Origin of the sequence: Nocardia implantans, assembly GCF_035544775.1 — a bacterium.
Classification (GTDB): domain Bacteria; phylum Actinomycetota; class Actinomycetes; order Mycobacteriales; family Mycobacteriaceae; genus Nocardia; species Nocardia implantans.
The window spans coordinates 1-12,475 of sequence record NZ_JAYKYQ010000008.1; the positions used below are offsets into that span (position 1 = coordinate 1).

1 protein-coding gene (cut by a window edge) is annotated in these 12,475 nt (G+C 71.3%); it reads right to left on the reverse strand.

Translation table 11 applies throughout. The annotated features are described in order from the left end of the window. The coding region annotated (locus tag U3653_RS19485; RefSeq protein WP_435406574.1) for a non-ribosomal peptide synthase/polyketide synthase crosses the window boundary (this coding region is incomplete at its 3' end): on the reverse strand, positions 1 to 12,475 show 12,475 of its 35,325 nt. The annotated region continues 22,850 nt past the right edge of the window.

A 12,475-nucleotide genomic window follows, 5' to 3' on the forward strand; every position in this document is an offset into this window, starting at 1 on the left:
CTTCGCCACCGCATACATCGCCACAACCAGATCCACCGACCGACGCAACGCCAGCGCCACCCGCGACTCCGGACCAACACCCAACGAAATCAGGTGCCGCGCAAGACGATTCACCCGCACATCGAGTTCGGCGTAGGTGATCGACTCGCCGTCCTCGGTGACGAGCGCGACTTCCTTCGGCCCGGCCGCCACGGTCGCGTCCAGCAGCGACACCAGCGTGGCGGAGGTGTCCACCGGCTGGTCGGTCGCGTTGCGCGCGGTGAGCAGCTGGGTCCGCTCGGCGGCGTCGAGCAGCTCGAGGTCGCCGACCGGGGTGCGCGGCGCGGCGACGATCTCGCCGAGCAAGCGCGCGAACCGGTCCACGAAGCCCTGCACCGTCGAGCGATCGAACATGTCGGTCGCGTAGGTGAAGAAGCCGGTGATGCCCTCGGGCGCGCCGGCGTCGTCGTATCGGTCGGTCGCGATCAGGTGCAGGTCGAACTGGGACAGCTCGGTGTCGATGTCCAGACCGGACACGCTCAGGCCGGGCAGTTCCAGCGCCGACTGCGCCAGGTTCTGGAACGACAGACCCACCTGGAACAGCGGGTGCCGCGCGGTCGAACGCACCGGGTTGAGCACCTCGACCAAGCGCTCGAACGGCACGTCGGCGTTGGCGAACGCCTGGATGTCGATCTCGCGCTGACGGCCGAGCAGATCGGTGAACGCCTCGCCCGCGTCCACCCGGGTGCGGAACACCAGGGTGTTGACGAACATGCCGATCAGATCGTCCAGCGCGGCCTCGCCACGGCCCGCCATCGGCGTGCCGATCGCGATGTCGTCGGTGCCGGACAACCTGGCCAGCAGGACCGCCAGCGCGGTGTGCACGACCATGAACAGCGTCGCGCCCTCGGCACGCGCCAGTTCGATCAGCGCCTGATGGGTCTGCGCGTCCACCCGCAGTTCGACCTTGCCGCCCGCGAACGACTGCACCGCGGGGCGCGGCCGATCCGAGGGCAGGTCCAGCTGATCGGGCAGATCGGCCAACGCCTGCTTCCAGTAGGCGACCTGCTTGGCGGCCAGCGATTCCGGATCGTTCTCGTCGCCGAGCAGTTCGCGCTGCCAGATGCTGTAGTCCGCGTACTGGACCTCCAGCGGCGCCCAGTTCGGCGCCTCGCCGGCCGACCTGGCGGCGTAGGCGATCATCAGGTCCCTGGTCAGCGGGCCGACCGAGGAGCCGTCACCGGAGATGTGGTGCACGACCATGGCCAGCACGTAGTCCACCGACCCGTCCGCCGGAGTCTGCGCGCCCTCCCCGGCGACCTGGAACAGCGCGACCTTCACTGGCACCTCGGTGGTGACGTCGAAGATCGTCGAGGTCAGCGCCACCACGGCGGCCTCGATCTGCGACGGCGCGACCACCCGCACCTCCAGCCGCGGCACGGCCTGGGCGGGCGGGAGGATGACCTGCACCGGCCCCGCCTCGGTCTGCGGGTAGACCGTCCGCAAGATCTCGTGCCTGCTCACCAGGTCCGCGATCGCGGCACGCAGCGCGGCCACGTCCAGCGCGCCGGACAAGCGCACCGCGATCGGCACGTTGTAGGCCGCCGACTGGGTATCGAACCGGTTGAGGAACCACATGCGCTGCTGCGCCAGCGACAGCGGGATGTGCTCCGGACGCGGTCCCGCGGTCAGCGCGCGGCGACCGCCCATGTCGGCGTGCTGCTCCACCCGCACCGCCAGCGCGGCCACGGTGGACGCCTCGAACAGCAGGCGCACCGGCACCCGCGTGTTGAGCGCCTCGCCCAGCCGGGCGGCGACCTGCGTGGCCAGCAGCGAGTTGCCGCCCCACGCGAAGAAGTCGTCGTCCAGACCGAGCCGCTTGGACCCGCCGGAGCCGCCGTCGCGATCGGAGATCCGCAGCACCTCGGCGAAGGTGTTCGCCACGATCTGCTCGATCGGCGTGACCGGCGCGCGGAACACCGCCTTCTCGAAGGTGGGCTCAGGCAGCGCCTTGCGGTCCAGCTTGCCGTTGGCGTTGAGCGGCAACGCGTCCAGCTGGATCAGCATCGACGGCACCATGTACGACGGCAGCTCGGCCGACAGGGCGGACTGCAGCGCGCGCTTGTCGAGCGCGCCCGTGCGGGTCACCACGTAGGCGACCAGCCGGTCACCGATGTTCGGATCGGTGTGCGCGACGACGGCAGCGGCGCTCACCGCGTCCTGCCGCAGCAGCGCGGCCTCGATCTCGCCGAGTTCGATGCGGAAACCACGGATCTTCACCTGGAAGTCGGTGCGGCCGCGGTAGTCCAGCTCGCCGGTGGCGCTCCAGGCCACCAGGTCGCCGGTGCGGTACATCCGCTGGCCCGGCGCGCCGAACGGGTCGGCGACGAACCGGTCCGCGGTCAGGTCCGGGCGGCCGAAGTATCCACGCGCCAGCTGCGCACCGGCCAGGTACAGCTCACCCGACACGCCGACCGGAACCGGCCGTAGGCGCGAGTCGAGCACGTAGACGCGGCTGTTCCACTCCGGCGCGCCGATCGACACCGACGCCTCGTCGGCGTCGGTGACCAGGTGGCTGGTGATCGACACCGCCGCCTCGGTCGGGCCGTAGAGGTTGTGCAGTTCGGCGGCGTTGTTGCGGCGCAACCGCTGGGCGGTCGCCGCGGGCAGCGCCTCGCCGATGGCCAGCACTCGCCGCAGCGAATCCGACAGGCGGCCACCGGATTCGGTGAGCAGCGCGTCCAGCATGGACGGCACCACATGCAGGGTGGTGACGCCGGTGGCACGCATCAGCTCGTTCAGGTACGCCGGGTCGCGGTGTCCGTCGGCGGAGGCGATCACCAGGCGGCCACCGGAGACCGCGGCCGACCAGAACTCCCAGACCGAGAGGTCGAAGGTCGCCGCCGTCTTCAGCAGCACCGCGTCGGCCGCGCCGAGCTCGAAGACGGAGGTCTCCCACTGCAACTGGTTGGCGATCGCGGCGTGCGGGACCGCGACGCCCTTCGGCTGGCCGGTGGAACCGGACGTGAAGATCACGTACGCGGTGTTCGCCGGGGTCAGCGCGCCCCTGCGCTCGGCAGCGGTCACCGGGGCGGTCGGGTGGTCGGTCAGGTCGATGGCGTCGATCTGCACGACGTCGGCCGCCGCGGTGTGGAACCCGTCGCGGCCGGTGGTCAGCACGCACACCGGCGCGGCGGTGCCGAGGATGTAGTCGGTGCGCTCCGCGGGCTGATCCGGATCGATCGGCACGTAGGCAGCACCGGCCTTGGCGACCGCGTACATGGCGATCACGAGATCGCTGCTGCGGCGGATCGCCAGCGCGACCCGGTCCTCCGGGCCGACGCCGCGGCCGATCAGGTACCGGGCCAGGCGGTTGACCCGGGCGTCCAGCCCGGCGTAGGTCAGCTCGCGGCGGCCGGTCGGCTCGTCGGCGACCAGCGCCACCGCCGCCGGGGTCGCGGCCACCGTGGCATCCAGCAGGGACACCAGCGTCGCGGTCGTGTCCACCTCGTGCTCGGTGGCGTTCCACGCGGTGAGGATGCGCTCGCTCTCCTCGGCCGCGAGCAGATCGATCTCGCCGACCCGCACCGTGGCGTCGGCCAGCACGGCGTCGAGCACCCGCAGGAACCGGTCGGCGAAGCCCTGCACCGTGTCCTCGTCGAACAGGTCGGTGGCGTAGCCGAATTCGGTGATGATCTCGGCGGGCGTGCCGTCCTCGGCGTACCGGTCGTAGAGCGTGACGTGCAGGTCGGTCTTGGCCAGCTGTGAGTCGAAGTTGACCGCGCTCACCGTCAGGCCGGGCAGCTCGAAGGTGGTCTCGGCCAGGTTCTGGAACGACAGGCCCACCTGGAAAAGCGGGTTGCGCGCGGTCGAGCGCACCGGGTTGAGCACCTCGACCAGGCGCTCGAACGGCACGTCGGCGTTGGCGAACGCCTCCAGGTCGCGTTCCTTGACGTCGCCGAGCAGAGCGGCGAACGAGTCACCGGCCTTCACTTCGGTCCGGAACACCAGGGTGTTGACGAACATGCCGATCAGGTCGTCGAGTTCGCGCTCGCCGCGACCGGCGATCGGGGTGCCGACCGCGATGTCGTCGGTACCCGACAACCGCGACAGCAGCACCGCGAGCGCCGCGTGCACCACCATGAACAGCGACGCGTTGTGCGCGCGCGCCAGCTCGTGCAGGCGGGCGTGCCGCTGCGGGTCGATCTCGAAGCGGATCGCCTTGCCCTGGAACGACTGCGCGGGCGGGCGCGGCCGGTCGGCGGGCAGTTCCAGTTGATCGGGCAGGCCGGCCAGCGCCTGCTTCCAGTACGCCACCTGCTGGGCGGCCAGCGATTCCGGATCGTCCTCCGACCCGAGCACCGCGCGCTGCCACAGCGCGTAGTCGGCGTACTGCACCGGCAGCGGCTGCCACTGCGGCGCCTCGCCCTGCACGCGGGCCACGTACGCGGCCATCACGTCGCGGGCCAGCGGGCCCATCGACGAGCCGTCGGCCGCTACGTGATGCACGGTGAACGCCAGCACATGTTCGTTGTCGGCGATCCGGAACAGCGCCACCGCCAACGGCACCTCCACGGTGACGTCGAAGGTGGTGAGCGCGAACCCGATGACGGCGCCGAGCAGGTCGTCCTCGGTGACGTCGATCGGGGTGAGCGCCGCCGCGGACCGGTCGGCCGGGCGGATCACCTGGTGCGGGCCCTCCGCCGAGCGCGGGTAGGTGGTGCGCAGCACCTCGTGGCGGGCGAACACGTCGCCGATGGCCTGCTCCAGCGCGGCCACGTCGAGCGTGCCGGACAACCGGACGGCCAGCGGGATGTTGTCCACCGCCGAGGTGGCCGTGTCGAACTGGTTGAGGAACCAGTACCGCTGCTGCGCGGGCGACAGCGGGATGCGCTCCGGGCGCTCCCCCGCCTCCAGGCGCGGCCGGGCCCGGCCGGACCCGGCGTTGCGCTCCACCCGGGCGGCCAGCGCCGTCACGGTGGACGCCTCGAACAGGTCGCGCACCGCCAGCTGGGTGTCCAGCGCGGCGCCGAGCCGCGCGGTCACCTGGGTGGCCAGCAGCGAGTTGCCGCCGAGTTCGAAGAAGTCGTCGTCCAGGCCGACCCGCGCGACGCCGAGCACGTCGCCGAAGGTGCCCGCCACGATCTCCTCGATCGGGGTGGACGGCGCCCGGAACACCTTGGCCTCGAACACCGGAGCGGGCAGCGCCTTGCGGTCCAGCTTGCCGGAGGCGTTCAACGGGAACGCGTCCAGCACGACGAACGCCGACGGCACCATGTACGCGGGCAGTTCGCCGCCGAGTTCCGCGCGCACGCCCTCGATGTCCACCGAGCGTCCCGCCGTCGCGATGACGTACGCGACCAGCTGATCGCCAAGCCGCTCGTCCGAACGCACCACCACCACGGCCTGGGCGATCGAGTCCAGCGCGGTGAGCGCCGACTCGATCTCGCCGAGCTCGATGCGCAGACCGCGCAGCTTCACCTGGAAGTCGGTGCGGCCCAGATATTCCAGCTCGCCCTTGTCGGTCCAGGAGACGAGGTCGCCGGTGCGGTACATCCGCTCGCCCGGCCGGCCGAACGGGTTGGCCACGAACCGGTCGGCGGTCAGGTCGGGGCGCGCGACGTAGCCGCGGGCCAGTTGGACGCCCGCGAGATACAGCTCACCCGCGACACCCACCGGCACCGGGTGCAGGCGCGAATCCAGCACGTACACCTGCGTGTTGAACACCGGAGCGCCGATCGGCACCGACACCGCGTCGTCCTCGGTCACCTCGTGATAGGTGACGTCGACGGCGGCCTCGGTCGGGCCGTACAGGTTGTGCAGGCGCGCGCCGGTCAGCTCGACGAGCTTCTGCGCCGTCTGCGCGGGCAGCGCCTCACCGGAGGCGAAGACGTTGCGCAGGCTGGTGCACTCGTCGGCGCGTTCCTCGGCGACGAACACCGACAGCATCGACGGCACGAAGTGCGCCGTGGTGACCCGCTCGCCGGTGATGACCTGCACGAGGTAGGCCGGGTCGCGATGCCCGTCCGGCTTCGCGACCACCAGGCGCGCGCCGACCTGCAACGGCCAGAAGAATTCCCACACCGACACGTCGAACGTGGCCGGGGTCTTCTGCAACACCACGTCGGTGTCGTCCAAGCCGTATTCGTCCTGCATCCACACCAGGCGGTTGACGATCGCGGCGTGCGAGACCGCCACGCCCTTCGGGCGGCCGGTCGAACCGGAGGTGAAGATCACGTAGGCGGTGTTCGACGGGCGCAGCGGCGCACGGCGGTCCGCGTCGGTGACCGGTTCGTCGGAGTAGCCGGCCAGCGAGACCACATCGATCTCGACGGCCTTGGTCGCGCCCGCGTCGAACCCGTCGCGCGAGGTGGTGAGCACGCACACCGGCTGTGCGGTGTCGAGCACGTAGCGGGTGCGGTCGGCCGGATGGTCCGGATCCAGCGGCACGTACGCGCCACCGGCGACGCTCACCGCGTACATGCCGACCACCAGGTCGATCGAGCGGCGCATGCCGAGCGCGACCATCGAGTCCGGGCCGACGCCCAGCGAGATCAGATGGCGGGCGAGGCGGTTCACCCTGGCAGCGAACTCGGCGTAGGACAGACTCGTCCCCTCGAACGTCACCGCGGTCGCGTCCGGAGTCCGCGCCAGCTGCGCGGCGAACATCGACACCAGGGTGGCGTCCGGGTCGACCAGGTGCGCGGTGTCGTTCCACCGCTCCAGCACCTCGGTGCGCTCGACGCTGTCGAGCAGCTCGACATCGCCGATGGCCACCGACGGATCGGCGGCGATCGCGGTCAGCAGCCGCACCAGCCGCGCCGCGACGCCCGCGATGGTGTCGGGGTCGAACATGTCGGTGGCGTAGGCGAATTCGGCGGTCATGCCGTCGGCCGAGCCCGAGGCGTCGAACCGGTCGGCGAGGTTGAGGTGCAGGTCGAACTTGGCGGTCACCACGTCCAGCGGCACCCCGGCCACTTCCAGGCCGGGCAGCTCGAAGGTGGCCTCGCCGGTGTTCTGGAACGACAGCATCACCTGGAACAGCGGATGCCGCGCCTGCGAACGCGCCGGGTTCAGGATCTCCACCAGCCGCTCGAACGGCAGGTCCGCGTGCGCGAACGCCGCGAGGTCGGTGTCCTTGGTGCGCGCGAGCAGTTCGGTGAACGCGAGGGCGGGATCGACCGCGCTGCGCAGCACCAGAGTGTTGACGAACATGCCGATGGCGTCGTCGAGCACCGCCTCGCCGCGGCCGGCGACCGCGGTGCCGATGGCGATGTCGTCGCTGCCGGACAACCGCGCCAGCAGCGCGGCGAACGCGGCGTGCACCACCATGAACAGGCTGGCGCCGTTCGCGCGGGCCAGCGCGTTCAGCTCCCGCAACAGCTGCGCGTCGAGCGAGAACTCGTACACGCCGCCGCGGTTGGACGCCACCGCCGGACGCGAGCGGTCCGACGGCAGGTCCAGCTGGTCGGGCAGCCCGGCCAGGGTGTCGGACCAGAACGCGACCTGCTGGGCGATCAGCGAGGCGGGATCGCCCTCGGAGCCGAGGGTTTCGCGCTGCCACAGCGCGTAGTCGGCGTACTGCACCGGCAGCGGAGCCCACGCGGGCGCCTCGCCGCGCGAACGCGCCGAGTAGGCCACCATCACGTCGCGCGCCAGCGGGCGCACCGACCAGCCGTCGCCGGAGATGTGGTGCACCACGAACACCAGCACGTGGGTGTCGGGCTGGGAGCCGTCCATCGAGCCCGCGATGCGGAACAGCTGTGCGCGCACCGGGACCTCGGCGGTGACGTCGAAGCCGGTCAGCACCAGTTCGCTGATCCGATCGGAGATCTCGGCCTCGGACACCTCGATCGGGGTGAGATCGATGGCGCTGTGCCCGGCGGGCAGCACCACCTGCACGCCTTGGCCGTCGGCGGTCTCCGGGTAGACCGTCCGCAGCACCTCGTGCCGGTCGACCACGTCGGCGACAGCTTGGCGCAGCGCCTCGGTGTCCAGGGTGCCGGTGAGCCGGACCGCGAGCGGGATGTTGTTCACCGCGGTCTGGTTGTCGAACCGGTTCAGGAACCACATGCGCTGCTGGGCCAGCGACAGCGGGATCTTCGGCGGGCGCGGTCCGGCGACCAGCTCGCGGCGGCGGCCGGTGCCCTGGTGCGTCTCCACCCGCGCGGCCAGCGCGGCCACGGTCGGCGCCTCGAACAGCGTGCGCACCGGGATCCTGGTGTCCAGCGCGGCGCCGAGGCGGGCCACCACCTGGGTGGCGATCAGCGAATTGCCGCCCAGGTCGAAGAAGTCGTCGTCCAGGCCGACGGCGCGTTCGGCCGTTGCCAGGCCGAGCACTTCGGCGAAGACGTCGGCGACGATCTCCTCCACCGGCGTCGAAGGCGCGCGGAATTCCCGCGCCTCGAAGACCGGTTCGGGCAGCGCGCGGCGATCCAGCTTGCCGTTCGGGCTCAGCGGCATGGCGTCGAGCACCACGATCGCGGCGGGCACCATGTACGACGGCAGCTGCGCGGCCAAGTGCGCGCGCAACGCCTCGACGTCCACGGTCGCGCCGTTCGCGGGCACCACGTAACCCACCAACTGGTCGCCGGTGCGCGCGTCGGAACGCACCAGCGCGACCGACTGGGCGACCGATTCGTGCGCCGTGAGCGCGGTCTCGATCTCGCCGAGTTCGATGCGCAGACCGCGCAGCTTCACCTGGAAGTCGGTGCGGCCCAAGTACTCGATGGCGCCAGTTGCGTCCCGGCGCACCAAGTCGCCGGTGCGGTACATCCGCGCACCCGGCGCGCCGTACGGGTTGGCCACGAAGCGGTCGGCGGTCAGGTCGGCGCGGCCGAAGTAGCCGCGCGCCAGCTGGTCGCCCGCGAGGTACAGCTCGCCCGCGACGTTCGCCGGTACAGGGTGCAGCCGCGAATCCAGCACGTACGCCTGCGCGTTCCACACCGGAAGGCCGATCGGGACAGCACCGTCCACCTGGTCGGCGACCGGACCGTGCGTGGCGTGCACGGTGAACTCGGTGGGGCCGTACAGGTTGTACAGCGCGGCGTCGCTGACGCGGCGGATCGCGACCACTGCGTCGGCGGTGAACGCCTCACCGGCGACGAACAGCGTGCGCAGCGAGGCGAGCACGTCGGCGTCGGCCGGGTCGATGGCGCCGGCGAAGACGGTCAGCATCGACGGCACGAACGAGGTCATGGTGACCCGCTCGGCCGCGATCACCTCGGCCAGGTACTGCGGGTCGCGGTGCCCGTCCGGGCTCGCGACCACGATCCGCCCGCCGGTGCTCAGCGGGCCGAACAGCTCCCACACCGACACGTCGAAGGTGGCGGGGGTCTTGAACAGCACCACGTCACCCGAGCCGATGCCGTATTCACCGGTGATCCAGCGGATCTGGTTGACGACCGCCGAATGCGGCACCGCGACGCCCTTGGGGCGTCCGGTGGAGCCGGAGGTGAAGATCACGTACGCCGGGTGCTGCGGGCGCAACGGCGCGATGCGCTCGGCGTCGGTGACCGGGGCGTCCGCGTAGCCGGACAGCTCCAGCTCGTCGATGCGCAGCGTCGGGCGGCCAGCGCCGTCGAACGCGTCGCGCGCGGTGGTCAGCACGCAGACCGGGTCGGCCGAGTCGAGCACGTAGTGCACGCGGTCGGCGGGCTGGTCCAGATCCAGCGGCACATAACCGCCGCCCGCCGCGTGCACCGCGTAGGCGGCCACGACCAGGTCCACCGAGCGGCGCAGGCCCAGGGCGACCAGGGTCTCCGGGCCGACGCCCGCCTCGATGAGGCGACGCGCGAGCCGCCGCACGCGGGCGGCGAATTCGGCGTAGGTCAGGTGCGTCCCGGTGGCCGGGTCGATCACCGCGACCGCGTCCGGCGTGGCCGCGGCCTGCGCGGCGAACTCGTCGACCAGCGTGCTCGCCGGGCCGAGGTCGCGCGCGGTGTCGTTCCAGCCGCGCAGCGCCTGCTCGGTCTCCGGCTCGTCCAGCAGGACGATATCGCCGATCGGCCGGTCCGGCGCGGCGACGACGGCCTTCAGCAGCCGGCCGAAGCGCCGCCCGAACTCGGCCATGGTGGCCGGGTCGAACAGGTCGGTGGCGTAGATCAGCTCGGCCGCGATGCCCGCGGGAGCCGAGCCTGCGCCGGTTTCGGCGTCGCGTTCGGAGAGCACCAGTTGCAGGTCGAACTTGGCGACGTCGATGGGCAGCTCGACACCGCTCACCGTCAGGCCGGGCAGCTCCAAGCTGTTCTGGCCGGTGTTCTGGAACGACAGCATCACCTGGAACAGCGGATGCCGCGCCTGCGAACGCGCCGGGTTCAGGATCTCCACCAGCCGCTCGAACGGCAGGTCCGCGTGCCCGAAGGCGGCGATGTCGGTGGCGCGCACCGCACGCAGCAGTTCGGTGAACGTCGCACCGGACTCGATCGGGGTCCGCAGCACGAGGGTGTTGACGAACATGCCGATCAGATCGTCGAGCGCGCGCTCACCGCGTCCGGCGACCGGCGTGCCGATCGCGATGTCCTCCTCGCCGGACAGCCGCGACAGCAGCACGGCCAGCGCGGTGTGCGCGACCATGAACAGCGTCGCGCCCCTGGTGCGGGCGAGTTCGGTGAGCTGGGCGTGGGTCTGCGCGTCGATCTCGAAGACGTGCGTGGCGCCGCGGCCGGAGGCCACCGCGGGACGCGGCCGGTCCGACGGCAGGTCCAGCTGCTCGGGCACCCCGCGCAGCGTGTCCGACCAGAACGAGATCTGTTCGGAGATCACCGAAGCCGGATCGTCCTCGGCGCCGAGCACTTGGCGCTGCCACAGCGCGAAGTCGGCGTACTGGACCTCCAGCGGACGCCAGGCCGGTTCGCCGCCGTCGACGCGGGCGCCGTAGGCGGTCATCACGTCGCGGGTCAGCGGGCCCATGGAGAAACCGTCGGCCGAGATGTGGTGCACCACCAGGGCGAGCACGTGCTCGGTGGGGCTGATCTCGAACAGCCTGGCGCGGAAGGGCACCTCGGCGGTGACGTCGAAGGCCGTGCCGATCAGCTGCGAAAGGCGCTCGGGCAGTTCGGCTTCGGTGACGTCGATCGGCGTCAGGTCCGGGATGACCTTGGCCGTGGCCACGATCTGCTGATGCGCGGCGCCGTCCACCTCGGGGTAGAAGGTGCGCAGCGACTCGTGGCGGGCCAGCACGTCGGCGACGGCGATCTGCAGCGCCTGCCGGTCCAGCAGGCCCGACAGCCGCACCGCGGCCGGGATGTTGTCCACCGCCGAGTCGGGGTCGAAGCGGTTGAGGAACCACATGCGCTGCTGGGCAAGCGACAGCGGCACCAGCTCGGGCCGCTGCTGCGGCGCCAGCGGCGCACGGCCGCCCGCGCCCGCCTTGGTCTCCGCGCGCGCCGCCAGCGCGACCACGGTGGAGGCCTCGAACAGCTCGCGCACGCCGAGATCGGTGTCCAGCGCGGCCGACAGCCTGGCCGCGACCTGGGTGGCCGACAGCGAGTTGCCGCCGAGGGCGAAGAAATCGTCGTCCAGGCCGACCCGCTCGAGGCCGAGCACGTCGGCGAAGGTGGCGGCGACGATCTCCTCGACCGGCGTGGTCGGGGCGCGGAACACCGCGGCCTCGAACACCGGCGCGGGCAGCGCCTTGCGGTCCAGCTTGCCGGAGGCGTTGAGCGGGAATTCGTCGAGCGTCATCACGATCGACGGCACCATGTAGGCGGGCAGCTGACGGCCCAGGTCCTCGCGGACCAGGTCGGTGTCCAGCGCGGCGTCCGGCGCGGGGATGACGTAGGCCACCAGCTGGTCGCCCGCGTGCGGGTCGGAGCGCACCACGACGACGGCTTGAGCGATTTCGTCCAAGCCGGTCAGCGCCTGTTCGATCTCGCCGAGCTCGATACGCAGACCACGCAACTTCACCTGGAAGTCGGTACGGCCCAAGTACTCGAGCTCACCGTGCTCGGTCCAGACCACCAGGTCGCCGGTGCGGTACATCCGCGCGCCGGGCTCCCCGTAGGGGTTGGCGACGAACCGGTCACCGGTCAGGTCCGGGCGCGCGACATAGCCACGGGCGAGCTGGACGCCCGCGAGGTACAGCTCACCCGCGACACCCACGGGAACCGGGCGCAACCGAGCATCCAGCACGAACACCTGCGTGTTGAACACCGGAGCACCGATCGGCACCGTCTCGACATCGGCATCCACGACCTCGTGGAAGGTGACGTCGACCGCCGCTTCGGTCGGACCGTACAAGTTGTGCAAGGACGCGCCGGTCAACTCCCGCAAACGATGCGCGGGCTTGGGCGGCAACGCCTCACCCGAGGCGAACACCAACCGCAACGAACCACACTGCGCCGCAGCCACATCAGCAACGAACACCGCGAGCATCGACGGCACGAAGTGGGTAACCGTCACCCGCTCGGCGCTGATGACCTCTGCCAGGTAGGCCGGGTCACGATGCCCATCCGGCTTCGCCACCACCAACCGCGCACCGATCTGCAACGGCCAG